The following is a 24,141-nucleotide window of genomic DNA, read 5'->3' on the forward strand; positions in this document are numbered from 1 at the left end:
GCCATGGCGCTCAACACCGCCCCCAACATTCCCGATCCCGATGGGTTCTATGCCGAATTGCTCGACGCCCATGACGGGCTGAGCGATGATGACAGCATCGCGTTCAACGCCCGTTTGATCCTCATTCTTGCCAACCATATCGGCGACCGCGCGGTGCTGACCGAAGCGTTGGCCGCCGTATCGAAAGGAGACACGCGATGAATGCTCCGAACACCTCCGGCCTCATTCAGGCCAATGGCAGCCTGACCGAGCCCGGCTACATGCCCGGCTGGGCCAATGATTTCGAGACCGAGGCACTGCCCGACGCCCTGCCGCGTGGCATGAACAGCCCACAGAAATGCAATTACGGCCTTTACGGCGAACAGCTGTCCGGCACCGCCTTTACCGCCAACCCGCCCGAACGCACCTGGAGCTACCGCATCCGGCCCTCGGTCAAGCATTCGGCGCGCTATGCGCGGATCGATCTGCCCTATTGGAAAAGCGCGCCCAACGTCGTGGACAACGTGACCTCCTTGGGCCAGTACCGCTGGGACGCGATCCCGCATTCCGGTGAGCATCTGACATGGCTGACCGGCATGCGGACCATGACCACGGCGGGTGACGTGAACATCCAGGTTGGCATGGCCAGCCATGTCTACCTTGTCACCCAAAGCATGAAGGACGCCTATTTCTTCAGTGCCGACAGCGAGTTGCTGGTCGTTCCTCAAGAGGGGCGGCTGCGTTTCGCCACGGAACTGGGCATCATTGACGTCGAGCCCAAGGAGATCGCCATCCTTCCGCGCGGCCTTGTCTACCGGGTCGAAGTGCTGGACGGTCCGTGCCGGGGCTTTGTCTGCGAAAACTACGGGCAGAAATTCGAACTGCCAGCCCGTGGCCCGATCGGGGCCAACTGCATGGCCAATCCGCGCGATTTCAAGGTGCCCGTTGCCGCCTTCGAGGACCGCGAGGTGCCGTCGACGCTGACGGTCAAGTGGTGCGGGCAGTTCCATGAAACGCAGATCGGGCAAAGCCCGCTCGACGTGGTGGCGTGGCATGGCAATTACGCGCCGTACAAGTATGATTTGCGGACCTATTGTCCGGTCGGCGCGATCCTGTTCGACCATCCCGATCCGTCGATCTTTACCGTCCTCACTGCGCCCTCGGGTGTGCCCGGCACGGCGAATATCGACTTCGTGCTGTTCCGCGAACGGTGGCTGGTGGCGGAAAACACCTTCCGTCCGCCGTGGTATCACAAGAACATCATGTCCGAACTGATGGGCAACATCTACGGCCAGTATGACGCCAAACCGCAGGGGTTTGTCCCCGGCGGCATGAGCCTGCACAACATGATGCTGCCGCATGGCCCGGACCGCGAGGCATTCGAGAAAGCGTCGAATGCCAATCTGGGGCCGGACAAGCTCGACCGCACCATGTCCTTCATGTTCGAGACGAGGTTTCCGCAGCATCTGACTGAATTTGCAGGAAAAGAGGCGCCGTTGCAGGACGACTACATCGACTGCTGGGACAGCCTTGAGAAGAAATTCGACGGCACTCCGGGGAAGAAGTGACCATGGCCCTGCGTCGTTCCTGGCTGGACAGCGCCAATGCGCCGGACTGCGATTTCCCGCTGAACAACCTGCCCTTTGGAGTGTTTTCCGTGGGTGACAGCGATCTGCGCTGCGGTGTTGCCATCGGCGACAGGATCGTCGATGCGACCGGGCTCGAGGCGGCGGGCCTCCTGCGCGCCGATCCGCAGGCGGATGTGCTGGACGCGCCCTTTTGGAACGACTTCATGGAACTGGGCCCCGCCGCATGGTCCCGCTACCGTGCCGCGCTGACCGCGATGCTGGCCGAAGGCGCGGACGAGGCCCTGCAGGATCACATCATCACCCATTCCGTGCAGATGACGCGGGCGGCGCTGCATATGCCCTTCCGGGTCAGCGAATACACTGATTTCTACTCTGGGCGGCATCACGCCACCAATGTGGGCACGATGTTTCGAGGTGCCGAAAACGCGCTGCCGCCGAACTGGCTGCATATTCCCATCGGCTATAACGGTCGGGCGTCCTCGGTCGTGGTTTCTGGCACGCCAGTGACGCGACCGCACGGCCAGATCAAGGGGCAGGACGACGCCGCGCCGCGCTTTGCACCCTCGGCCCGGTTCGACATCGAGCTTGAGATCGGCGCAATCGTCGGGCAGGCGTCGGACGGCCTCATCAGCGTCGCGCAGGCCTTCGACAACATCTTCGGCTATGTCGTGCTGAACGACTGGTCCGCCCGCGACATTCAGGCGTGGGAATACCAGCCGCTCGGCCCGTTTCAGGCCAAGGCAACGGCGACGACGATCAGCCCGTGGATCGTCACCGCCGAAGCGCTGGTGCCGTTTCGCACAAGCACGCCCGCACGGGAAACACCGTTGCTGGACTACCTCACCGAACCCGGCCCGATGCTCTATGATATCACGCTCGAGGTCGGGCTGACGCCTGAGCAGGGCACCGAGACCGTCATCACCCGCACCAACTACGCCGAGATGTATTACTCCGCCGCGCAGCAACTGGCGCATCACACAAGCTCTGGCTGCCCGATGCGGGTAGGGGATCTGTTGGGGTCCGGCACCATCTCGGGACCGGAAAAGCACAATCGCGGCTCTTTGCTGGAACTCAGCTGGGGCGGGACAGAGCCGCTGACATTGGACAGCGGCGGGACCCGTAGCTTTGTCGAGGACGGAGACACTCTGACCCTGCGCGGTCATGCGCAGGGCGATGGGTATCGCGTTGGCTTCGGGGCTTGCACAGGGACCGTGCTTCCGGCGCGGCGGTAAGGGAACCCTTCCATGACCGTCACCGTGCAGACCCTTGGCCGCGTCGCCATCGTCACCATCGACAATCCGCCGGTCAACGCCGCGTCGCAGGCGGTGCGTGCGGGGCTGGTTGACGCCGTGGCGCAGACCGAGGCGGATGCCACAATCGACGCCGTGGTCCTGACCTGCGCCGGGCGCACCTTCGTGGCAGGGGCCGATGTGCGCGAATTCGATTTGCCCCCTGTCGCACCGCATCTGCCCGACGTCATCGCGGCGATCGAGGCGGCGTCAAAGCCGTGGATCGCGGCGCTTCATGGCTCGGCACTGGGCGGCGGGCTGGAGCTTGCGATGGGCTGTCACCACCGCATCGCAGAAGCGTCGGCGCGCATGGGCCTGCCCGAAGTGACGCTTGGCCTTGTGCCGGGGGCGGGGGGCACCGTGCGCCTGCCGCGTCTTGTGGGGGCGGAACTGGCGCTGACCATGATCGCGGGCGGCAAGCCGATCAGCGCACAAGAGGCGCTGGATGCCGGATTGATCGACGCGATTGCGCAGGGCGATCTGGTGCAGAAGGCCTGCGATCTGGCCGCCGCCGGTGTCGACCTGCGTCCGACCCTCGTCAAGCTGGTGATCGGCAAGAGTGACGCAACCCGGTTCGACCGGATCGCATCCGACATGCGCCGCAAGGCGCGCGGGCAGGTGTCCGTGCCTGCCGCCATCGACGCGCTTGAGCGTGGGTTGACCCTGCCTGCCACCGAGGCGCTGGCCGCCGAACGCGCCACGTTCCTGTCGCTCAAGACCAGCGAACAGGCCCGCGCCCTGCGCCATATCTTCTTTGCCGAACGGGCGGCGCTGTCCGATCCGCGCACAAAGGCAACACCCCGGCCGATTGCACGGATCGGCGTGATCGGCGGCGGCACGATGGGGGCGGGGATCGCATCGCTCTGCCTGATGCGCGGCCTCACCGTCACATTGATCGAACGCGATGCGTCCAGCCTCGATGCGGGGTCCGCCCGTGTCCGGTCCACCCTGGAGAGCAGCGCGAAACGCGGCCTGCTGGTCGATCTCGACGCCACCTTCGCGCGGTTCGATGCCGCCACCGATGACAGCGCTCTGGCGGATGTGGACCTCGTGATCGAAGCGGTGTTCGAGGAGATGGAGGTCAAGAAGCAGGTGTTTCGCAGGCTCGATGCCGTGACGCGCCCAGATGCGATCCTCGCCACCAACACCTCCTATCTGGACGTGACCGAGATCGCCGCGGGCCTGCGTGATCCGTCCCGCGCCATTGGGCTGCATTTCTTTTCGCCCGCCCATATCATGAAGCTGCTGGAAATCGTGCTGCCCGCGAGTGTGGCGGATGACGTGGTGGCGACCGCCGCGCGGCTGTCGAAAACCCTTGGCAAGATCGGTGTCTTTTCCGGGGTCTGCGACGGCTTCATCGGTAACCGCATCATGTCGGCCTACCGGACCGAGGCGGACCGGCTGCTGATCGACGGGGCCAGCCCCGAACAGGTCGATGCCGCGATGCGCGACTACGGCTTCCCGATGGGCGTGTTCGAGATGCAGGATCTCGCCGGGCTGGACATCGCATGGGCCATGCGCAAGCGCCGTCTGGCCCAAGGGCTGTCGGGCGAAGGCGATATCCGGATCGCGGACCGTCTGTGCGAACAGGGCCGGTTTGGCCGCAAGACCGATGCGGGCTGGTATGATTTCACGGATGGCAAGGCCACGCCCTCGGACGCGGTTACGGCGATCATCGTCGAAGAGCGGCAGGCCATGGGCGTCGCCGATGCGGTGTTTGAGACCAAGGACGTGATGACCCGCATACTTGGGGCAATGGTGCAGGAGGCGGAGGCGGTTCTGGCCGAAGGCATCGCCAGTTCCGCCGCCGATATCGACGTGGTGATGGTCAACGGCTACGGCTTCCCGCGCTGGAAAGGCGGGCCGCTTTTTACCGTCCGGTAAAATCTGAACGCGCGGGCCAAACAGCCGGGCACGGGTCCTGACCACCGGCCCTCAAGTTCCTGTCGACCGGCGCAGCCTGTTCGACTATCACAGGCTGCGCCGACATCAGCGGGAAAGAGACCTCATGCACCCCCAATCCGTTCCTGACGCCATGTTCCATACGCGCGTGCGCAATGACGCGCTTGGCGGGCCGAACCCGTTCGAGTGGAAGCAACTGACCTCTGAGGACGTGTTCGCCGGCAAGCGGATCGTTCTGTTCGGGGTGCCGGGCGCCTTCACCCCCGCCTGTTCCGAAAGCCACTTGCCGGGCTATGAGCAGCATTACGACGCGTTCCGTGATCTTGGGATCGACGCGGTGCTGTGCGTTTCGGTCAACGACGCCTTCGTGATGCACCAATGGGCGCTGTCGCGGCAGGTCGAGAAGGTCACGATGTTGCCCGATGGCAACGGTGAGTTCACCCGCAAGATGGGCATGCTGGTCGACCGCAGCAGCAATGGCATGGGCCTGCGCAGCTGGCGCTATGCGATGTATGTCAACGACCGGGTGATCGAGCAGGTGTTCAGCGAACCGGGGTTCAAGGACAACCCGCCGGGGGTGCCGCTTGATGTGTCGGGAGCCGAGACCATGCTGGAGTATCTGCGCGGGCTCTCTGCCGCAGCCTAGTCATCCCTGAGGCGGACAATGGCATCCACCTCGACCGCCGCATTGCCGGGCAGGCCAGCGACACCGACAGCGGTTCTGGCGTGCCAGCCCGCCTCGCCGAAACAGGCGATGAACAGTTCGGTGGCACCGTTGATGACCTGCGGGCTGGCACCAAAGCCGGGCACGCAGTTCACGAAGCCCCCCAGCCGCAAGACACAGGACACGCGGTCCAGATCGCCGTCGCACGCCTCCTTGAGCCGGTAGAGCAGATTCAGCGCGCAAATCTGGGCCGCCTTCTGCGCCTCTGCGATGGCGTCGGCCGTATCCGCGACGGGTCCGACATGGGTGACCGCGCCGCCCCATTCGCAGATCTGACCGGACAGGTAGACCACCGATCCGTCCCTTCGATAGGGAAGGAACTGGCCACGCGGGGTCCAGTCCGGGGGCAGGGCAAGGCCCATGTCATGCAGGCTTGTTTCAGCTTGGGATACCATCATGCGGAATACTAGCGTGTTTGTGATGCCCGAGCCAGAGAGCACAGCGCGTCCGTGAACCTGGCATCTGTTTCTTTCCGCTTGGAATTTGGGCAGATCGGGCAGCCTCACGCATGCGACGCTGACCGAAACGCCAAACTTGCGAGCAAATGGGCATCGGCCTAATGATGGCTCATGCAGGTGCTCGATTTTTCTCACGACCCGTGGCTTGTTCTCGCCTCGCTTCTGGTGGCGATGATGGCTGGCTTTACCGGGCTCTCGCTGTCCCGCGGATTGTCGACACGCAGCGTGACCTATCAGAAAGTGCTGATCGTGCTGTCGGCCATTTCGCTGGGGGGCGGCATCTGGTCGATGCACTTCGTGGCGATGCTGGGTCTGCAATTGCCGATCCTGTTCTACTATGACGCGGTCATCACGCTGGCGTCGGCACTTGTGGCCATTCTGGTTGTCGGGGTGGCGCTGCTCATCCTGCATTTCTGGAAACGCACGCGGTATACGCTGGTCCTGTCGGGAATGATCGTCGGGCTGGGGGTGGTGGCGATGCACTACCTCGGGATGTCGGCGATGCAGCTTTGCAAGGCGGTCTACACGCCCATGGGGATCGCGTTTGCGACGGTGGCGTCCTGCCTGCTCTGCGTGATCGCCTTTGCCGTGGCGTATGGCAGGCGCACGCAGCGCAACATCGTGATCGGCACGGTGATCTTTGGCTTTGCGGTGTTCGCGGTGCATTTCGCGGCCATCGCCGGGACCAGCTTTGTTGCCGTCGAGACACAGACCGAGGTTGGCCCGCTCATCAGCAACGAGATGATGGCGATTGGCGTGGTGCTGACCAGCTTCGTGCTCTGTGGCGCGTTCCTGCTGAGCGGTGTGACATTTCTGGCACCTCCGGAACCCGAGGCGGTCGCGGGAGCTGTTGCCGAAATGCCAGACGTCATCGTGATCCCAACAGCCTCCAAACGGCAGATCCCCTACCAGAAGGATGGGCAGACGCGGTTTGTCGATCCGGCCTCGGTGGCGGTGATCCGGGCCGAGGGGCATTACACGCATCTCTATACAAGGGACGAGCAGTTATTCTGTGCCTGGTCGATCACCGAGGCCGAGAAGCGGCTGACACCCGGGCCGTTCATCCGCACGCATCGCAGCTACCTGATCAACCCCGAACACGTATCCGGCTTCGAACGGATGAAGGACAACGGCGTGTGCTATTTCGAGACCGCCAATCTGGGCAAGGTCCCCGTGAGTCGATCCCGCCTCAAACCCGTGCGGGACTCCCTCGGACTGTGATGTTTCGCATTTCGTGAAATGCGTTCGCATTTCGTGCAGAAAGCTTCTCTTTCCGGGGAAATTCTGGTGCGACGGCGTGCCACTGCATACGACCTTCTGCCGACATAATCAGAGCGCGGTAGGGGAGGACCAGCAATGATACCAGCGGCGTTCGAATATCATCGACCAACGAACATGGACGATGTTATCGCCCTTTTGACCAAACACGGTGATGACGCCCGCGTCATGGCCGGGGGCCACAGCCTCATCCCGATGATGAAGCTCAGGATGGCGGAGATACCGCACCTGATCGACCTTCAGGACATCGGCGGCTTGCAGGACATCACCATCCACGGACAGCGCGTGACGCTGGGTGCGATGGTCACGCAGCATGAACTGATCAACCACGCAGCCCTGACCGAGGTCGCACCGATCCTGCGCGAAACCGCGCTTCAGATCGCCGATCCTCAGGTGCGCTACATGGGCACGGTCGGTGGCAATGTCGCCAATGGCGATCCGGGCAACGACATGCCGGGGCTGATGCAATGCCTGGACGCGCAGATCAATCTTGCCGGGCCGAACGGCGCGCGGTCGGTTGCGGCGCGGGATTACTACGAAGCGGCCTACATGACCGCCCGTGAGGATGACGAGGTTCTGGTCTCGGTCAGCTTTGACTCGCCGAAATCGGGCTATGCCTACGAAAAGCAGAAGCGCAAGATCGGCGATTACGCCACCGCTGCGGCGGCCGTGACACTCACCAAGGACGGCGGCACCGTCGCGTCGGCCTCCATCGCCATGACCAACCTGAGCGACGTTCCTGTCTGGTCCGAAGGCGCGGGCGCTGCGCTGATCGGCACGCGCTGCGATGCGGATGCGCTCAAGGCCGCTGTCGAGGCGATGCTGGGCGACATCGATCCGACCGAAGACAACCGGGGGCCGGTGGCCTTCAAACGCCACGTGGCCGGTGTGATCCTGAAACGCGCGATCACCCGCGCCTGGGACCGCGCATAAGGGACAGATGACATGACACAGAAAATGCACATCAAACTGACCGTCAATGGCGAGGACCGGGAGTTCCTGGCCGAACCACGCGAATTGCTGATCTATGCGCTGCGCGAGACCCTCAACATCACAGGGCCGCATGTGGGCTGCGAAACCTCGCATTGCGGGGCCTGCACCATCACGCTGAACGGAAAGTCGGTGAAGTCCTGCACCATGTTCGTGGCACAGGCCAACGGGGCCGAGATCACCACCATCGAAGGTCTGGGCTCACCTGACAGCCTGCACGTGCTGCAGGAGGCGTTCAAGGAACATCACGGGCTTCAGTGCGGCTTCTGCACGCCGGGCATGATCACGCGCGCCAGCAAGCTGCTCGAGGAAAACCCGACCCCGACCGAGGAAGAGGTGCGCTTTGGCATGGCGGGCAATATCTGCCGCTGCACCGGCTACCAGAACATCGTCAAATCCATCCTCGCTGCGGCGAACGAATTGAACGCTTCCAAGGAGGCCGCGCAATGAACGACATGACACCAGACCGCGAAACCCGGTCCGCCAATCTCAAGGGTCTTGGCTGCTCGCGCAAGCGCGTCGAGGATGCGCGCTTTACCCAGGGGAAGGGCAATTATGTCGACGACATCAAGCTGCCGGGGATGCTGCATGGCGATTTCGTGCGCTCGCCCTATGCCCATGCCCGTGTCGTGTCGATCAACAAGGACGCTGCACTGGCGCTGCCCGGTGTGGTCGCGGTTCTCACCGCCGAAGACCTCGCGCCGCTGAACCTGCACTGGATGCCGACGCTTGCGGGGGACAAGCAGATGGTGCTGGCCGATGGCAAGGTGCTGTTCCAGGGGCAGGAGGTCGCCTTTGTCGTCGCCAAGGACCGCTATGTCGCCGCCGACGCAGTGGAACTGGTCGAGGTCGAGTACGAGGAACTGCCGGTCATCGTCGATCCGTTCGAGGCTCTGAAGACCGACGTGGTCCTGCGCGAGGATCTGGCAGGCCAGACCCACGGCGCGCACGGTCCGCGCAAGCATCATAACCATATCTTCACATGGGAACAGGGCGACGAGACCACGACCAACCAGGTGCTTGAAAACGCCGACGTGGTGGCCGAAGAGACCATGTATTACCACCGCACCCATCCCTGCCCGCTGGAAACCTGCGGGTCGGTGGCGTCGATGGACAAGGTCAACGGCAAGCTGACGCTTTGGGGCACGTTCCAGGCACCGCACGTCGTGCGCACGGTCGCATCGCTCCTGTCGGGGATCGAAGAGCACAACATCCGCGTCGTGTCGCCCGATATCGGTGGCGGTTTCGGCAACAAGGTGGGTGTGTATCCCGGCTATGTCTGTTCCATCGTCGCCTCCATCGTCACCGGTGTGCCGGTGAAATGGGTCGAGGACCGGATGGAAAACCTGATGTCCACCGCCTTTGCCCGCGACTACTGGATGACAGGCAAGATCGCCGCCACCAAGGAGGGCAAGATCACCGGCCTGCATTGCCATGTGACCGCAGACCACGGCGGCTTCGACGCCTGCGCCGACCCGACCAAGTTCCCGGCCGGCTTCATGAACATCTGCACCGGGTCCTATGACATTCCGGTGGCCTATCTCGCGGTCGATGGCGTCTACACCAACAAGGCACCGGGTGGCGTCAGCTACCGCTGCTCCTTCCGCGTGACCGAGGCGGTCTATTTCATCGAGCGCATGATCGAGGTTCTGGCCATCGAGCTGAACATGGATGCGGCGGAACTGCGCCGGATCAACTTCATCAAGAAAGAGCAGTTCCCCTACCAGTCGGCTCTGGGCTGGGAGTATGACAGCGGCGATTATCACACCGCGTGGGACAAGGCGCTGAAGGCCGTTGATTACGAAGGTCTGCGCCGCGAACAGGCTGAACGGGTCGAGGCGTTCAAGCGTGGTGAAACCCGCACCCTGATGGGGATCGGCCTGTCCTTCTTTACCGAGATCGTGGGTGCCGGGCCGGTCAAGAACTGCGACATCCTTGGGATGGGCATGTTCGACAGCTGCGAAATCCGCATCCACCCGACCGGGTCGGCGATTGCGCGCCTGGGCACCATCTCCCAAGGGCAGGGCCACGCGACCACCTTTGCGCAGATCCTTGCCAGCGAGATCGGGCTTTCGGCGGACAGCATCACCATCGAAGAGGGCGACACCGACACCGCGCCCTACGGCCTGGGCACCTACGGGTCACGCTCGACCCCGGTGGCCGGTGCCGCAACGGCGATGGCCGGGCGCAAGATCCGCGCCAAGGCGCAGATGATCGCGGCGTACCTTCTTGAAGTGCATGACGACGATGTCGAATGGGATATCGACCGGTTTGTCGTCAAGGGCGCTCCCGAGCGGTTCAAGACGATGAAGGAAATCGCCTATGCCGCCTACAATCAGGCCATTCCGGGGATCGAGCCGGGGCTTGAGGCGGTCAGCTACTATGACCCGCCCAACATGACCTATCCGTTCGGGGCCTATGTCTGTGTCATGGATATCGACGTTGACACCGGCGTGCCGGAAATCCGCCGCTTCTACGCGCTGGACGATTGCGGTACGCGGATCAATCCGATGATCATCGAAGGGCAGATCCATGGCGGCCTGACCGAGGCGCTGGCCGTCGCTCTGGGGCAAGAGATTGCCTACGACGATCTGGGCAACGTGAAGACCGGCACGCTGATGGATTTCTTCCTGCCGACTGCATGGGAAGTGCCGAACTACGAGACCGACTTTACCGTCACCCCCAGCCCGCATCACCCGATCGGGGCCAAGGGTGTCGGCGAAAGCCCGCATGTCGGCGGCGTGCCCTGCTTCTCGAACGCGGTGCAGGATGCGTTCCGCGCCTTCGGCAACCGGCACACCAACATGCCGCATGACCATTGGCGGATCTGGCAGACCGCCAACCGCCTTGGGCTTCACGACTGATCGGAACCGGGGTGGCCGGTTCTGGCCACCCCCTTTTGTCGCCGGGTAAAGACATGCAGTGGACCGAACTTCAGACCGCCATGGCGGACACGGGATATATTGCAGACGATGATCTGGCGATGGCCATTCATCTGGCCCTGTCGCTTGGGCGCCCGCTGCTGCTCGAAGGGGCGGCGGGCGTCGGCAAGACCGAAGTGGCGCGCGTGCTGGCGCAGGTGAAGGACACGCAACTGATCCGCCTGCAATGCTACGAAGGGCTGGATGCCGCGCAGGCGATCTATGAATGGAACTACCAGCGCCAGTTGCTGTCGATCCGCGCGGCCGCCGAGGATGGCGAGACCGGGCGCAGCGTCGAGCAGCGCATTTTCTCGGAAGAGTTCTTGCTCGAACGCCCCTTGCTCAAGGCGATCCGTCAGGACACGCCGCCCGTGCTGCTGATCGACGAGATTGACCGCGCGGACGAGGAATTCGAGGCGTATCTCCTGGAAATCCTGTCCGAGTTCCAGATCACCATTCCGGAACTCGGCACTATCACCGCCAAGAGCCGTCCCATTGTCATTCTCACCGCAAACGGCACCCGCGACCTGAGCGATGCGCTGCGCCGCCGGTGCCTTTATGCCCATGTGGCCTACCCCGAACGCGCCACGGAACTGGCCATCCTCAAGGCCCGCTGCGCCGGGATCGAAGCGCATCTGGCCGCTCAGATCGTCGGGTTCGTGCAGTCCTTGCGCAAGGAAGACCTCGAAAAGAAACCGGGCATCGCGGAGATGCTGGATTTCGCGGCAGCGCTGATGGGGCTGGGGATCGCCGACCTGACCCAAGACCCGGTGGTGTTGCAGGCGACACTGGCAACGTTGCTGAAAACCCAGACCGACCGCGACAACATCACGACCGAGATCGCGCAGCGTCTGGCGGGCAAGGCGGCATGACCCGCGTCACCCGGTTTGCGGCCCGTGATCCCGGCCCCGCGGCACGCATGGCGGGATTCATGGCGCATCTGCGCGACAATGGCCTGCGGTTGGGTGTCGGAGAGGCCGAACTGGGTCTTGCCGCGCTGACCCATGTGAACGCCGCCGACCCGACCGAGGCGCGTCCAGCGCTGAAGGCGGTGTTTTCGGGCTGCGCCGAAGATGCAGAACGGTTTGCATCGCTTTTTGACGCCTATTGGATGAATGGCGGGCGGGTTGTGGAAAAATCCGTCCCGACCAAGGCGATTGCCTCTGACAACGTGCACAGCTCGCGCAACGCCAAGGGACCGGAGGCCAGCGGCGCGTCAGGGGCACCCTCGACCCCCGATGGTGGCGACGGCGAGGCGGATGCGGATGGCGAGGGCAAGCTGGTCGCCAGTGTGATCCAGTCCCGCATGAACACCGATCTGCGCAACCTCGTGCAACCCGAGGACATCGCCGAGGCGCAGCGCATCGCGGAACGGCTGGGCGCCGCCCTGCGGGATCGCAGGTCCCGGCGGCGCAGGCTGGCACGCAAGGGCGACCAGATCCATTTCCGCCGCCTGATCCGACACAGCCTGTCGACCGGGGGCGAACCGCTGCACCTGCCGAAGAAACAGCGCCCCGACCGGCCTTTGAAGATTGTCACGCTCTGTGATGTGTCGGGATCGATGACCACCTATGCGCAGGTTTTCCTGGCCTTCATCGCCGGGCTGATGCGCGCCGATGATACGGCCGATGCGTATCTGTTCCACACAAGGCTGGTGCGGATCGCCGAAGCGCTGCGCGACCGCGATGCGCTGCGGGCGCTGGGGCGGCTGTCGGTGCTGGCGGACGGGTTCGGCGGAGGATCGAAGATCGGGGCGTCCCTGATGCAGTTTTCACGCACCTATGCGCGGCGCTTTGTCGATGGGCGTACGGTCGTTCTGATCCTGTCGGATGGGTACGGCACCGACACGCCCGACTTGATTGGAGAGGCGCTTGCGGCGCTCAGGAAACGTGGCTGCAAGATCATCTGGCTCAATCCGTTGAAAGGCTGGGACGGGTATGAACCCGTCGCGCGTGGCATGGCCGCAGCTCTGCCGCATCTGGACCTGTTTCATCCCGCCAACCGGTTGGCCGATCTGGCCGCGCTCGAAACGGAGTTGACCCGGCTATGACACCCGCCGAACTGACCGATACCGAAATCTCGGACGTGGCACGAGACATGCGCGCGCGTGGTGAACCCTTTGCCATCGCCACGGTGATCCGCACGCTGGGCGCGACTGCGGCGAAACCGGGGGCGAAGGCGCTTCTGGATGCAGAGGGCACGATCCTGCAAGGCTGGATCGGCGGTGGCTGCGTGCGCGGTGCCTTGGCCAAGGCCACCAAGCGGGCGATGGCCGAAGGCGCGCCGCAACTGATCTCGCTGCATCCGCAAGACCTTCTGGATGAAAAGGGCATCGCGCCCGGCTCCGATGTCGAGGGTGTCAGCTTTGCGCGCAACGGCTGCCCGTCGAAGGGGTCGATGGACATCTTCGTCGAACTGATCCTGCCACTGCCGGAACTGCTGATCTTCGGGGAGGCACCCGTGGCGAAATCGTTGTCGCGGCTGGCGGCACAGTTCCAGTGGTCGCTTGCTCAGGGCGAAGCGGACAGCGCGGTTCGCCCGCTGGCTGACGGGGAGACCCGGATGATCGTCGTCGCCACGCAGGGCAAGAACGATCTGGCCTGCCTCAAACAGGCGCTCGAGGCCGAGGCGCGCTTTGTCGCCTTTGTCGGCAGCCGCCGCAAGTTCGCGACCCTGTCGGAAACGCTGATCGGGCAGGGCGTGTCGCAATCCGTCCTGTCCCGCGTGCAGGCGCCTGCCGGTCTGGCCATCGGCGCGGTCACGCCCGACGAGATCGCGCTGTCGATCCTTGCCCAACTCACCGAGGTCCGCCGCCGCAGGCAGCGCACCGAAACCGATGGGGACTGAGATGACACGACTGCTTGAATGGTTCAGACGATGCGCCCGCCGCGCACCGATGACCAAGGAACAGGCCGATCTTCTGGCCCGTGTGAAATTTCCCTGTTGCTGAAAGGACACCCTTCATGGAACTCAAGGACGAAATCCGCATCAACGCGCCCAAGGATGTGGTCTATGCCGCGCTCAACGATCCCGAAGTGTTGCGCCAGTGCATCCCGGGTTGCGAGGAGCTGGTCAAGCATTCGGACACCGATCTCGAAGCCAAGGTCGTGCTCAAGGTCGGCCCGGTCAAGGCGCGGTTCGGCGGCACGGTTGTGCTGGACACCACCGGCGCGCCGGATGCGTTTTCGCTGACCGGGCAGGGCAATGGCGGGGCGGCAGGTCATGCCAAGGGCGGCGCGGACGTGACGCTTGAGGAAGTCGATGGCGTCACCATCCTGCGCTACGACGCCAAGGCCGAAATCGGCGGCAAGCTGGCGCAGCTTGGCTCGCGTCTGATCCAGAGCACGGCCAAGAAACTGGCGGCCAGCTTTTTCACCAAGTTCGCCGAGGTGGTTGAAACCGTCGACGCCTGATCGACCTGGCCACGGGTAACCCGGTCGAGCTTTTGGTCGCAGCCCAAACGCGCGGCAAATGGTCGGGGTCGGATCGCTGAACCGCCTTTGGGCGGACCAAAAAGCGGCCTTGTCGGGTCTCACGCTGATGGGCGTGGGGCCGCAGGGTCGCTACCGCTTCGCGTCTGCTTTCCTGCGAGGTCGCCTCTGTCGACAGAGGCATCGCGCGTCACCCGAACCGGGCGACACCGACAAAATATTCCGCATTTCAAATATTCCGTATCTTCACGGCGTAGTTTGACCCAGATCAAACTATATATCTTTTATTCAGAATATGACACCTGTGACCCGCATCGTCGATGCGGGATACCGACTAATCAAGGAGTTTGCTCATAGAGATCGCGCTTGCCATGGTCTTCGCCCTGTCGAACGCGATCCGGCTTGTGACAGGCAGCGATGCCTGTTTCCCGGACAAAGGCGATTGTCCGATGGGTGACCCCACTTACCGAATGACCGGGGCCTTTTCCTTCGCACCCAGTCCGGCGCGGGCCCCGTTTTGGCCCGGGCTTCGCGCCCTCTTGCCAACCCCTTCCACTCAATCCGAAAGGACTTTCATCATGAAAAAATTGATCCTCGCCGCCTGCGCCGCCGTGACCCTGACCGGACCGGTCCTTGCCCAAGACGCACCTGACACGCTTGTCACCATTCTGACCGCGCCAGAGCCGCAGACCCAGCTGATGGCCATGGTTTTGGCCATGTCGTCGGCGCAACAGGGAATTGCACAGCATATCCTGCTGTGTGGTCCGGCGGGCGACATCGCGCTGAAAGACGCGCCCGAGTCGGCGACCGCGCCGCAGCCGCCGCGCGACATGAGCCCCAAGGGTCTGCTGACCCAGATCGCCGAATTGCCGAACGCCAAGGTCGAGGTCTGCGCCATCTACCTGCCCGCCAAGGGCGCGCAGCCGGACGTTCTGATGGACGGTGTCACCGTGGCACAACCCCCTGCCATGGCCGCTGCCATGCTTGCGCCGAACGCGCGGATTGCCAGCTACTGACATCCGCCATCAAACGGCCGCCCGCTCCGCCATTCGGTTGGGGCGGGAGGGTTTTTGATGGGTTTGACATATATCAAATCCCGCATGGCTGAAATGTCATATGCGACATCAGGAATGTAAATCCCTGAGGAGGATCCCATGACCAAGCTGACCGCAACCCGGCGCCAGTTCTTTGGGCTTGCCGCTGGCGGCGCTGCTGCTGCGGCGGCGCTGGCTGCGCCGAGCGACGTTCGTGCCCAGGTTGCCACCAAGGCGCGCATCGTGATCATCGGCGCAGGCGCTGGTGGCACCGCGCTGGCCAACCGGCTGGTGATGCGGCTCGACGGGGCCGAGATCACGCTGATCGACCCGCGCGTCGAGCATCTGTACCAACCCGGCCTGTCGCTGGTCGCCGCTGGTCTGAAGCCCGCGAGCTATGTCGTGTCGAAGACCACGGATTGGCTGCCCGATGGTGTGACCCTGATCGCCGAGGCCGCCGCCGCGATCGATCCCGAGGCAAAAACCGTCGCAACGACAAGTGGTCAGTCAGTGGGCTATGATTTCCTGGTCGTCGCTCCCGGTCTTGTGCTGGATCACGACGCGATCGAAGGCTTCTCGCTCGACATGGTGGGGCAGAACGGCATCGGCGCGCTATATGCGGGGCCGCAATACGCGGCGGACACATGGAAGGCTGCGAAGGCTTATACGGAAACCGGCGGCGTCGGCCTGTTCACCCGCCCCGCGACCGAGATGAAATGCGCCGGTGCGCCGCTCAAGCACACGTTCCTGATCGAGGACATCGCCCGCACGGCTGGCACGCGCGGCAAGCTCGACATGCATTACATGGCAAACAATGACAGCCTGTTCGGCGTGCCCATCGTGTCGGAAAAGGTGCGGATGCTGTTCGGCGACCGAGGCATCACCACGGACTATTCCCATGTGCTGCGCGCCATCGACGCAGGCGCAAGAACCGCGACCTTCGACACGCCCCAAGGTCAGGTGACCCGCGACTACGACTACATCCACGTCATCCCGCCGCAAGGCGCGCCCGACGTGATCCGCCAGTCCGGCCTCAGCTGGGCCGACAAGTGGACCGATCAGGGCTGGGTCGAATGCGACATGGCGAGCCTGCGGCACCTGCGCTACGACGATATCTGGGCGCTGGGTGATGTTGCAGGCGTGCCCAAGGGCAAGACCGCCGCATCTGTGAAATGGCAGGTTCCGGTGGTGGAGGACGGCATCCTTGCCGCCATCGAGGGGCGCGAGGCGACCGAGACCTATAACGGCTACACATCCTGCCCGATGATCACCCGCGTCGGCCGCGCGATGCTGGTCGAGTTCGACTACAACAACAACCTTGTCCCGTCCTTCCCCGGCATCATCGCGCCGCTGGAGGAGCTTTGGATCAGCTGGCTGATGAAGGAAGTGGCCTTGAAACCCACCTACAACGCCATGCTGCGCGGTCTGGCCTGAGGAGAGCGACCATGAAAGACCTGACATTCTGCACCATTCTGGCCGTGTTCGAGGAGATTTTTGGCAGTGGCCTGTTCTGGGCCATGGTTGGTATTGCTGCGGTTGTCACCGTGGCCTACTTTTATGTTCTGGTCCGCGATCACAGCATCTCGTGGCGCAAGTTCCTGCTCGCGCAACTGTCCATGCCCATCGGGGCGATTGCCGCCGTCTGGTTCGTTCTGGTGATGACCAGTTCCAGTCTGCGCAATCTGGGTGGCCCGGTGGACGTGATCGTGTTCCTTGGCATCGCGGCGGCCGGCGCCGTGGGGATCGCTATTCTTGTCTATACCGCGCAGTCGCTTTTGATGCGCAGGCGGTCCGGCTAGGTCAGGAACCATAGCGTCCCGCGCCGTCATGTTGCACTTGGCTGTGGACGTTCCGGGTCCATCCCGCCGCGCCGCAGCCGATAGCTTTCCGCGCGCTGGAAGCCACGTTCGACCCGCGCACGGGGCTGTACGTGCATGCCAATGACGAAGCGCGCGAACAGTCCTGGGCCGATCCGGTGACGGGGCGGTCCGGCGCGCATTGGACGCGGGCGCTGGGCTGGCTGGCGATGTGCCTTGTGGATGTGGCCGAGTTGCTGGGACCGAAGCGATTTGCCCCGCTGTCCGCCCAGACCAACGCCTTGTTCGAGCGTATTCTGGAGTTGCGGCGACCGGGCGGGCTATGGCTTCAGGTGATCGACCAGCCCGATCTTGCCGGGAATTTCGTCGAAAGCTCCGGCTCTGCCATGCTCGCCTATGCACTCAGGACGGCGCAATCACTGGGAATGGTCGCGGTGCTGCGCCAGGTCATGAAACCGGGGCCGGAGGGTCATCTGGAAATGGCCGATCTCTGCGGGGTCGCCGGTCTTGGCCCGTACCAGTCGCGCTACCGGGATGGATCGCCGGGTTATTACCTGACGGAACCACGGGTCAGCAACGATGCCAAGAGGGTCGGCCCGTTGATGATGTGCCGCGCGGTGATGTCGGGCAGACGGGTGCCCGCGGCACATCCGCTGCCGGTTTCCTAGAGCGACTCTCTGCAACTCGATCATCGTCAGGTCCTGACCGGGGTTGCGACCATGCTCCCGCTCCTTCGGAACAAAGGTGTTTTACCGGCGTTTGCTCAGCGCGGGAAGCACGCAAGGAAGGCTGGCCATCGCGTGGCCCTGGGCTGTGGCGACCGCGACCGTGGGCTAAGTCGGCGCGGTTCTCCTGACCGCGGGATGGGGACATCATGGCAGACACATCCGACGCAGAGGAACGCATCGAAGAGTTGCGTCAAGAGATCACCCGGCACGACCGGCTCTACCATGTCGAGAATGCGCCCGAGATATCGGACGCCGAGTATGACAAGCTGCTGGCGGAGCTTGAACAGCTCGAGAAAGACCATCCCGACCTCGTGACCCCGGAGTCGCCCACGCAACGGGTCGGTGCGGACCCCGTGTCGGACCTCGAAAAGGTCAGCCATGTCGATCCGATGCTGAGCCTGCAGGCGGTGGACACTGCGAGCGGGATCAAGGATTTTTTCGACCGGATCGACGGTGCTCCGGTGATGGCGGAACCGAAATTCGACGGGTTGTCCGTCGAGGTTGTCTACGAAGAGGGCCGGTTCGTGCGCGCCTCCACCCGTGGCGACGGCGAGACTGGCGAGGATATCAGCCATACCCTGCGCACGGTCCGCACGCTGCCGCTGCGGCTCGAGGGGCTGGACGATATGCCCAAGAGGCTGGCGGTGCGCGGCGAGGCGATCTTGCCCAAGGGCGCGTTCCAAGATGTGAACAAGGCGCGTATCGAGGACGGAGAGGAACCCTTTGCCAACCCGCGCAACGCGGCGGCGGGCCTCCTCCGGCGGCTGGACCCGTCGATGGCCGAACGCACGGGGCTTGCCGTCACCTTTTATGACGCAAACGGTATCGACGCCGAGACCGCACCGACCCAAGCCGATCTGCTGGACCGGCTGCGCGATCTGGGCCTGGTGGTCATGGGCGACCAGGAGTGCTGCACCAGCGTCAAGGATGCATGCGCGTTCTACGACGCGCAGCAGGACGCGCGTGACGATCTGGATTTCGAGATCGACGGGATTGTTCTAAAGCTCGACAGCCGGGTGGATCGCGACAGCTACGGCGCCCGCAGTCGAAGCCCACGATGGGCGGTCGCCTGGAAATTCCCGCCCCGGACCGAAGAGACACGCATCGCCGATATCGGGATCAGCGTTGGCCGCACCGGCGTGCTGACCCCGGTGGCGCTGCTTGATCCGGTGGATGTGGGCGGGGTGACGGTGGCGCGCGCGACGCTTCACAACATCGAGGAGGTGCATCGCAAGGATCTTCGGGTCGGTGATACGGTGCGGATCGAACGGGCAGGGGATGTGATCCCCGAGGTTGCCGAACGTGTGCCTCGTCCAGGTGTGGAGCGGGCCGATCCGTTCGAGATGCCCGACCATTGCCCGTCCTGCGATGCGCAGGTCACGCGGGACGGTCCGCTGACAATCTGTCCTGCGGGTATCTCGTGCCCGGCGCAGATAAAGGGGCGGCTGATGCATTACGGGTCGCGCGAGGCGATGGACATCGAAGGCTTGGGCGAAAAGACCGCAGAGCAGCTTGCCTCGGTTGGGTTGGTCGCTGACATTTCCGATCTCTACGACCTGTCGGTCAAAGATTTCCAAGCCCTTGAGGGGTTTGCCGAAAACTCCGCCAAGGCGCTGCATGATGCGATCCATGACCGGCGCGAGGTGCCGCTGGATCGCGTTCTCGTCGCGCTGGGCATCCGCCATGTGGGCGGTGACGTGGCGCGTCGGTTGGCGCGACAGTTTGGCAGCCTCGATGACCTGATGGAGGCCTCGGAGGCCGAGATCGAAGCTGTGTCCGGCATCGGCAGCGAAACTGCCGCCAGCGTGCGCGCGTTCTTTTCCGAGCCGCACAACCGCGACGTGATCGCGGACCTGCGCAAGGCTGGCGTGTCGCCGCAGCCGGTGGAGCAGGCGGGCACGTCGCTTGAAGGCAAGACCTTTGTGCTGACGGGGGCGCTTGACGAATGGACGCGCGAAGAGGCGAACGCGGAGATCGAACGTCGTGGCGGGCGCGTCACGTCGAGCGTGAGCGGCGAGACCGATTACGTGGTTGTCGGGGACGATCCCGGTTCCAAGCTGGACGACGCGCGTTCAGAGGGGGTCGAGACCTTGGACGAAGCCGCATTTGCAAAGATGCTCGATTGAGAAAGGACAGGCGATGCCCGTGCACAACAGCGAAATCGCAAGCAAGTTCGACCATCTGGCCGATCTTCTCGAGATCAAGGACGCCAACGAATTTCGCGTGCGCGCCTACCGCAACGCGGCCAACACGATCCGCGACCAGAGCCGGTCGATTGCAAGCATGGTCAAAGAGGGCGACGACCTGTCCGAGCTGCCCGATATCGGCGATGATCTTGCGGGCAAGATCACGACGATCGTGCGGACCGGGAAATTTCCGCTGCTTGAAGAGGTCGCGGAGGACATGGACGAGGCCATCGTGGATGCCACCCGCATCCCCGGCATCGGGCCAAAACGCGCCAAGGCGCTGTTCGACATGCTTGACCTGTCGTCGCTCGACGATCTGGAAGACGCCGCCGAGGAAGGCGAGATCGCCGACGTCAGTGGCTTTGGCGAGAAAACCCAAGCGAGGATCAAGAAGGAACTGAAGCAGGGCGACATCACCGAGCAGCGCTTTCATCTTGATACGGCCGAGGATTTTGCCGAACCGCTGATCGCCTATATCCGCGAGATCGACGGGGTGGAAAAGGCCGAGATCGCGGGCAGCTATCGTCGGCGCAAGGAAACGGTGGGTGATCTGGACATCCTTGTGGCCGGCCAAGATGGCGGCGCGATCATCGACGCGTTTGTCGCGTATGACGAGGTCGACGAGGTTGAGTCGAAGGGCAAGACGCGGTCGACGGTGACGCTGCGGTCGGGGATCAATGTCGATCTGCGCGTCATCCCCGAAGAAAGCTGGGGGGCCGCGATACATTACTTCACCGGCTCGAAGAAGCACAATGTCGCCGGGCGCAGGCGAGCGCAGGACCGGGGCCTGAAGCTGAATGAATACGGGCTTTACGAGGAGAAAAGCCGCGTCGGCGGTGCCACGGAAGACGAGGTCTACGACGCCATCGGCCTGCCATGGATCGACCCGGTTCTGCGCGAAGACCGCGGTGAGATCGAAGCGGCGGAAGAGGGTGACCTGCCCGACCTTGTCACGCTCGACGATATCAGGGGAGATCTGCACAGCCACACCACAGCATCCGATGGCAAGCACAGCCTCAGGCAGATGGCCGAGGCCGCGATGGATCGGGGCTATAAGTATCTGGCGATCACCGACCATTCGAAAAGCCAGACGCAGGCCGGAGGGCTGAGCGCCGATGACCTTGAAAGGCAGATCGACGATATCGCAGAGCTGAACGACGGCTTCAACGGCTTTCGGCTACTGGCGGGCTGCGAGGTGGACATCCTCGAAGACGGTGATCTGGATTTTCCGGACAGTCTCTTGTCAAAACTCGATCTGGTCGTGGCGTCGATCCATTCGAAGCTTGATCTTGACGAAGAGGCGCAGACCGACCGGATCATCCGCGCAATGGACAGTCCCGAGGTCAACATCATCGGGCATCCGACCGGTCGCATGCTGGAAAAGCGCAGGCCCTATCCGCTCGACATGGAGCGGTTGATCGAGGCGGCGGCGGACCGGGGATGCGCGCTCGAGCTGAACGCGAACCCGAACCGGCTGGACCTGAGCGACATTCATTGTCGCCAGGCCGCAGAACTGGGCGTCAGGATCGCCATTTCCACCGATGCCCACGCGACAGGCGGTCTGGGCAACATGCGATACGGTGTGGATCAGGCGCGGCGCGGCTGGCTGAACCGGAAAGACGTGCTGAACACGCTGTCGTGGCACAACCTGTCGCGGGCCTTGAAACGGTCGTGACGGGCGAGGCGGAAACGCTGCTAGCCCCGGTCCATGTCGTGATCCACGGGCGCGTCCGCGCAGCGCATCGCCTCAAGCTCGGCGGTTTCCACATCGCATTTCGCAAGTGTTGCCCGCAGGGCACGCCGCAGCACCTCTTCATGCGTGGGGTGGTAAACCGGCGCGCGCAGCAGACCGCTCAGGTCATCCTCTCGGGTGATGGCATAGGCCAGAAAATGGGCAATGTGTTCCGCCTCTGGAGCCACGATGGCCGCGCCAAGCAGCCGTCCGGTCGCCTTTTCCGCGTAGATGCGCAGCGCCCCGCCATGCGCCCTTTGCAACCGCGTCCGGCCTGCGCCGTCGAACGCCGCTTCACCGATGGCGATCTCGTCCTGACGGGCTTCAAGCGTGTCCCAGGTTTCACCGGCAACAGCGATCTGGGGATCACAGAAGACCATGCGCAGGGGCGTCCTGCGCCGGAAGACGGCATCCTCGTTGCGCGCGGCAAAGTAGCCTGCGATGCGACCCTCATCTGACGCTTCGTGCAGGATGGCGGGGCCGGGGCCGGAATCACCGGCGAAATAAAGCCTCGTGTCGGGCAGGTTGAGCTGCCCGTCGGGAAAATCCTTGAACCCGTTTTCGCCGAGATCGACGCCAAGCGCATCAAGGCCAAGCCCTTCGAGGTTCGGCGCGCGGCCCATGGCGACAAGCACATGATCCACCACGATCTTACCGCCATCCCACCGCATCGTGACGCCGGTTTCGTCCGTGTCGACCGGTTCGGCCGCGACCCCGAGGATGGTCATTTCAGGGGACAACCCCTCGCGGAGCCGGGACAGCAGTTCTGGATCCTGCAACCCACCGATTGTGGGGTTGGGATCGAACCCTGTCACCTCGACGCCAAGCCAGGCCAGCGCTTGCCCCAGTTCAAGCCCAACCGGCCCAAGCCCGACAACCGCGACGCGCTTGGGCAGATCGGGAAGTTCAAACAGGTCGTCCGAGGTTAAAAGTCGATCACCCAGTATCTCGCGCCAGCCTTGGGGGATCACGGCGCTTGACCCAGTGGCGATCACGGTCGCTTTGGGTCGAAAGCGGGCCTCTCGGGCGCGCAGGGTGCCGTCTTCCTCGAAACAGGCGCGTTCGGGGACAAGATGCGTGTCGCGCCATGACTGCATCCCGTCGATCACGCTGTCCACGAGACCGTTGCGGATGTGCCGCACCTCGGCCAGCACACGCGCGGTGTCGATCGAAAGGCGGTCTGCCCCGTCGATTCCGAGTGCCGCAAAATCGTGCCGCCGGTGAAAGTCATGTGCGGATTGGATGAACGCCTTGGACGGCATGCAGGCCGAACGCGCGCAGGTCGTGCCGTAGGGTCCGGGGTCGAACACGCGGTAATTGTCGGTGACCTTGGCAACTTCGGAGCGTGCCGAAAGCCCGGCTGTTCCTGCGCCGATGATCGCGACGTCGAGTTTTTCTACCGTCATCGGCGGCTCGGCGTGGTCGCGGGGTCGAATTCCATCGACCCGATGGGGCGCACGGTGCTGGCTTGAGGACCGATCGGGCTGTCGCCGGTCTGGACAACCAGTTCGACGGTGTCGCGCTGTTGCAGGTCGTCGAAATCACCATCGACGACGCTGTTGCGGTGAAAGTAGATCAGGCGGTTGTCGGTGGCGATGATCTGGCCGTAATCCTCGTCATGGTTGATCTCGGCGATCTTGCCCTGAAGCGGGCCGTCATGGGTTTTCACCTCTCCACCGATCTGGTTCTTCCAGCGCTTCAACTCGATCGCCATGGCGGAGAAGGCATCGCGTATGGCGACAGCCAGGTGCTGGTGTTCGTTCACGTCGTTCTGGTCATGCCGGACGACAAGCTCGGTGCCGGGCACGCGCACTTCGATGGTCACGGCATAAAGGTTGCCGGTGCGCTGGCTCTTGTGCGGCGCGCGGATGTAGACGTGACAGCTGGTGATCCCGTCAAAGAATTTTTCGAGATGCTCGGCCTTGGAGTAAACCAGTTCCTTGATCTCCTCGGACGGCTCGACATGTTTGAATGAAAGCTCGATCGGTGTCTGCATCGGGTATCCCTCAGTTTTCCGTGTCTTGTTTTGTGGCGTCTTTGGCGGCCTTGGCCGACCACGACCTGCTGCACATCGGGCGAACAG

The 24,141-nt window shown here is 63.5% G+C and carries 22 protein-coding genes; 19 read left to right on the forward strand and 3 right to left on the reverse strand.

Annotated features, from left to right (window positions below):
* Positions 1 to 3 precede the first annotated feature (3 nt).
* The 5 genes from IEV82_RS08155 (at position 4) to IEV82_RS08175 (ending at position 5,405) form a co-directional block, all read left to right on the forward strand.
* A complete protein-coding gene (locus IEV82_RS08155; RefSeq protein ID WP_188481527.1) occupies positions 4 to 201 on the forward strand; it encodes a DUF2783 domain-containing protein in 198 nt (65 codons plus the stop codon).
* Entirely contained in the window at positions 198 to 1,547 is a 1,350-nt protein-coding gene (gene hmgA / locus IEV82_RS08160) for a homogentisate 1,2-dioxygenase (RefSeq protein WP_188481528.1), read from the forward strand. Before IEV82_RS08155 ends, hmgA begins: the two co-directional genes overlap by 4 nt.
* 2 nt (positions 1,548 to 1,549) lie before the next feature.
* A complete protein-coding gene (gene fahA / locus IEV82_RS08165; RefSeq protein WP_188481529.1) occupies positions 1,550 to 2,800 on the forward strand; it encodes a fumarylacetoacetase in 1,251 nt (416 codons plus the stop codon).
* Positions 2,801 to 2,812: 12 nt separating this feature from the next.
* A complete protein-coding gene (locus tag IEV82_RS08170) occupies positions 2,813 to 4,741 on the forward strand; it encodes a 3-hydroxyacyl-CoA dehydrogenase NAD-binding domain-containing protein (protein ID WP_188481530.1) in 1,929 nt (642 codons plus the stop codon).
* Positions 4,742 to 4,865: 124 nt separating this feature from the next.
* Positions 4,866 to 5,405, forward strand: coding sequence for a peroxiredoxin (locus IEV82_RS08175; protein WP_188481531.1), 540 nt, complete (start codon positions 4,866 to 4,868; stop codon positions 5,403 to 5,405).
* On the opposite strand, the gene IEV82_RS08180 is transcribed toward IEV82_RS08175, so the two are convergent.
* Positions 5,402 to 5,881 carry a RidA family protein gene (locus IEV82_RS08180; RefSeq protein WP_229747725.1) on the reverse strand — a complete coding sequence of 160 codons (480 nt, stop codon included), beginning with the start codon at positions 5,879 to 5,881 and terminating at the stop codon, positions 5,402 to 5,404. The genes IEV82_RS08175 and IEV82_RS08180 overlap by 4 nt on opposite strands.
* A gap of 171 nt (positions 5,882 to 6,052) precedes the next feature.
* Between IEV82_RS08180 and IEV82_RS08185 the strand changes: the two genes are divergently transcribed.
* The 14 genes from IEV82_RS08185 (at position 6,053) to polX (ending at position 22,001) form a co-directional block, all read left to right on the forward strand.
* The gene (locus IEV82_RS08185; protein ID WP_188481532.1) at positions 6,053 to 7,162 is read left to right on the forward strand and encodes an MHYT domain-containing protein; all 1,110 of its coding nucleotides are present in this window, start codon (positions 6,053 to 6,055) and stop codon (positions 7,160 to 7,162) included.
* Between the two features lie 135 nt (positions 7,163 to 7,297).
* Entirely contained in the window at positions 7,298 to 8,152 is an 855-nt protein-coding gene (locus IEV82_RS08190; RefSeq protein ID WP_188481533.1) for an FAD binding domain-containing protein, read from the forward strand.
* A gap of 12 nt (positions 8,153 to 8,164) precedes the next feature.
* Positions 8,165 to 8,659 carry a (2Fe-2S)-binding protein gene (locus IEV82_RS08195; protein ID WP_188481534.1) on the forward strand — a complete coding sequence of 165 codons (495 nt, stop codon included), beginning with the start codon at positions 8,165 to 8,167 and terminating at the stop codon, positions 8,657 to 8,659.
* On the forward strand, positions 8,656 to 11,073 hold the full coding sequence (locus IEV82_RS08200) for an aerobic carbon-monoxide dehydrogenase large subunit (RefSeq protein WP_188481535.1): 2,418 nt from the start codon (positions 8,656 to 8,658) through the stop codon (positions 11,071 to 11,073). Before IEV82_RS08195 ends, IEV82_RS08200 begins: the two co-directional genes overlap by 4 nt.
* A gap of 53 nt (positions 11,074 to 11,126) precedes the next feature.
* Positions 11,127 to 12,002 carry an AAA family ATPase gene (locus IEV82_RS08205; RefSeq protein WP_188481536.1) on the forward strand — a complete coding sequence of 292 codons (876 nt, stop codon included), beginning with the start codon at positions 11,127 to 11,129 and terminating at the stop codon, positions 12,000 to 12,002.
* The gene (locus IEV82_RS08210; protein ID WP_188481537.1) at positions 11,999 to 13,180 is read left to right on the forward strand and encodes a vWA domain-containing protein; all 1,182 of its coding nucleotides are present in this window, start codon (positions 11,999 to 12,001) and stop codon (positions 13,178 to 13,180) included. The genes IEV82_RS08205 and IEV82_RS08210 overlap by 4 nt, the downstream gene beginning before the upstream one ends.
* On the forward strand, positions 13,177 to 13,977 hold the full coding sequence (locus IEV82_RS08215) for an XdhC family protein (protein WP_188481538.1): 801 nt from the start codon (positions 13,177 to 13,179) through the stop codon (positions 13,975 to 13,977). Before IEV82_RS08210 ends, IEV82_RS08215 begins: the two co-directional genes overlap by 4 nt.
* Before the next feature lie 116 nt (positions 13,978 to 14,093).
* Entirely contained in the window at positions 14,094 to 14,543 is a 450-nt protein-coding gene (locus IEV82_RS08220; RefSeq protein ID WP_188481539.1) for an SRPBCC family protein, read from the forward strand.
* Positions 14,544 to 15,139: 596 nt separating this feature from the next.
* Positions 15,140 to 15,577, forward strand: a complete 438-nt coding sequence (locus IEV82_RS08225) for a hypothetical protein (protein ID WP_188481540.1) — start codon at positions 15,140 to 15,142, stop codon at positions 15,575 to 15,577.
* A gap of 138 nt (positions 15,578 to 15,715) precedes the next feature.
* Entirely contained in the window at positions 15,716 to 17,029 is a 1,314-nt protein-coding gene (locus IEV82_RS08230; RefSeq protein WP_188481541.1) for an NAD(P)/FAD-dependent oxidoreductase, read from the forward strand.
* 11 nt (positions 17,030 to 17,040) lie between these two features.
* Positions 17,041 to 17,394 (forward strand): DUF5368 domain-containing protein, encoded by a 354-nt coding sequence (locus tag IEV82_RS08235; protein ID WP_188481542.1) that lies wholly within the window; start codon positions 17,041 to 17,043, stop codon positions 17,392 to 17,394.
* Between the two features lie 95 nt (positions 17,395 to 17,489).
* Positions 17,490 to 18,080, forward strand: a complete 591-nt coding sequence (locus IEV82_RS08240) for a glycoside hydrolase family 88 protein (protein ID WP_268236112.1) — start codon at positions 17,490 to 17,492, stop codon at positions 18,078 to 18,080.
* 206 nt (positions 18,081 to 18,286) lie between these two features.
* On the forward strand, positions 18,287 to 20,266 hold the full coding sequence (gene ligA / locus IEV82_RS08245) for an NAD-dependent DNA ligase LigA (RefSeq protein WP_188481543.1): 1,980 nt from the start codon (positions 18,287 to 18,289) through the stop codon (positions 20,264 to 20,266).
* A gap of 13 nt (positions 20,267 to 20,279) precedes the next feature.
* Positions 20,280 to 22,001 carry a DNA polymerase/3'-5' exonuclease PolX gene (gene polX, locus IEV82_RS08250; protein WP_188481544.1) on the forward strand — a complete coding sequence of 574 codons (1,722 nt, stop codon included), beginning with the start codon at positions 20,280 to 20,282 and terminating at the stop codon, positions 21,999 to 22,001.
* Positions 22,002 to 22,021: 20 nt separating this feature from the next.
* Here the strand turns inward: polX and IEV82_RS08255 are convergent, their stop codons facing one another.
* Entirely contained in the window at positions 22,022 to 23,464 is a 1,443-nt protein-coding gene (locus IEV82_RS08255) for a dihydrolipoyl dehydrogenase (protein ID WP_188481545.1), read from the reverse strand.
* Positions 23,461 to 24,054, reverse strand: coding sequence for an HPF/RaiA family ribosome-associated protein (locus IEV82_RS08260; protein ID WP_188481546.1), 594 nt, complete (start codon positions 24,052 to 24,054; stop codon positions 23,461 to 23,463). Before IEV82_RS08260 ends, IEV82_RS08255 begins: the two co-directional genes overlap by 4 nt.
* Positions 24,055 to 24,141: the final 87 nt, after the last annotated feature.

The organism is Marivita lacus (genome assembly GCF_014637725.1).
Classification (GTDB): Bacteria; Pseudomonadota; Alphaproteobacteria; order Rhodobacterales; family Rhodobacteraceae; genus Marivita; species Marivita lacus.

Bases quoted from the DNA above. Each gene is read 5' to 3' on its own strand.
- IEV82_RS08155 (WP_188481527.1), top strand. From the start codon at position 4: ATGGCGCTCAACACCGCCCCCAACATTCCCGATCCCGATGGGTTCTAT.
- hmgA (WP_188481528.1), top strand. From the start codon at position 198: ATGAATGCTCCGAACACCTCCGGCCTCATTCAGGCCAATGGCAGCCTG.
- fahA (WP_188481529.1), top strand. From the start codon at position 1,550: ATGGCCCTGCGTCGTTCCTGGCTGGACAGCGCCAATGCGCCGGACTGC.
- IEV82_RS08170 (WP_188481530.1), top strand. From the start codon at position 2,813: ATGACCGTCACCGTGCAGACCCTTGGCCGCGTCGCCATCGTCACCATC.
- IEV82_RS08175 (WP_188481531.1), top strand. From the start codon at position 4,866: ATGCACCCCCAATCCGTTCCTGACGCCATGTTCCATACGCGCGTGCGC.
- IEV82_RS08180 (WP_229747725.1), bottom strand. From the start codon at position 5,881: ATGATGGTATCCCAAGCTGAAACAAGCCTGCATGACATGGGCCTTGCC.
- IEV82_RS08185 (WP_188481532.1), top strand. From the start codon at position 6,053: ATGCAGGTGCTCGATTTTTCTCACGACCCGTGGCTTGTTCTCGCCTCG.
- IEV82_RS08190 (WP_188481533.1), top strand. From the start codon at position 7,298: ATGATACCAGCGGCGTTCGAATATCATCGACCAACGAACATGGACGAT.
- IEV82_RS08195 (WP_188481534.1), top strand. From the start codon at position 8,165: ATGACACAGAAAATGCACATCAAACTGACCGTCAATGGCGAGGACCGG.
- IEV82_RS08200 (WP_188481535.1), top strand. From the start codon at position 8,656: ATGAACGACATGACACCAGACCGCGAAACCCGGTCCGCCAATCTCAAG.
- IEV82_RS08205 (WP_188481536.1), top strand. From the start codon at position 11,127: ATGCAGTGGACCGAACTTCAGACCGCCATGGCGGACACGGGATATATT.
- IEV82_RS08210 (WP_188481537.1), top strand. From the start codon at position 11,999: ATGACCCGCGTCACCCGGTTTGCGGCCCGTGATCCCGGCCCCGCGGCA.
- IEV82_RS08215 (WP_188481538.1), top strand. From the start codon at position 13,177: ATGACACCCGCCGAACTGACCGATACCGAAATCTCGGACGTGGCACGA.
- IEV82_RS08220 (WP_188481539.1), top strand. From the start codon at position 14,094: ATGGAACTCAAGGACGAAATCCGCATCAACGCGCCCAAGGATGTGGTC.
- IEV82_RS08225 (WP_188481540.1), top strand. From the start codon at position 15,140: ATGAAAAAATTGATCCTCGCCGCCTGCGCCGCCGTGACCCTGACCGGA.
- IEV82_RS08230 (WP_188481541.1), top strand. From the start codon at position 15,716: ATGACCAAGCTGACCGCAACCCGGCGCCAGTTCTTTGGGCTTGCCGCT.
- IEV82_RS08235 (WP_188481542.1), top strand. From the start codon at position 17,041: ATGAAAGACCTGACATTCTGCACCATTCTGGCCGTGTTCGAGGAGATT.
- ligA (WP_188481543.1), top strand. From the start codon at position 18,287: ATGGCAGACACATCCGACGCAGAGGAACGCATCGAAGAGTTGCGTCAA.
- polX (WP_188481544.1), top strand. From the start codon at position 20,280: ATGCCCGTGCACAACAGCGAAATCGCAAGCAAGTTCGACCATCTGGCC.
- IEV82_RS08255 (WP_188481545.1), bottom strand. From the start codon at position 23,464: ATGACGGTAGAAAAACTCGACGTCGCGATCATCGGCGCAGGAACAGCC.
- IEV82_RS08260 (WP_188481546.1), bottom strand. From the start codon at position 24,054: ATGCAGACACCGATCGAGCTTTCATTCAAACATGTCGAGCCGTCCGAG.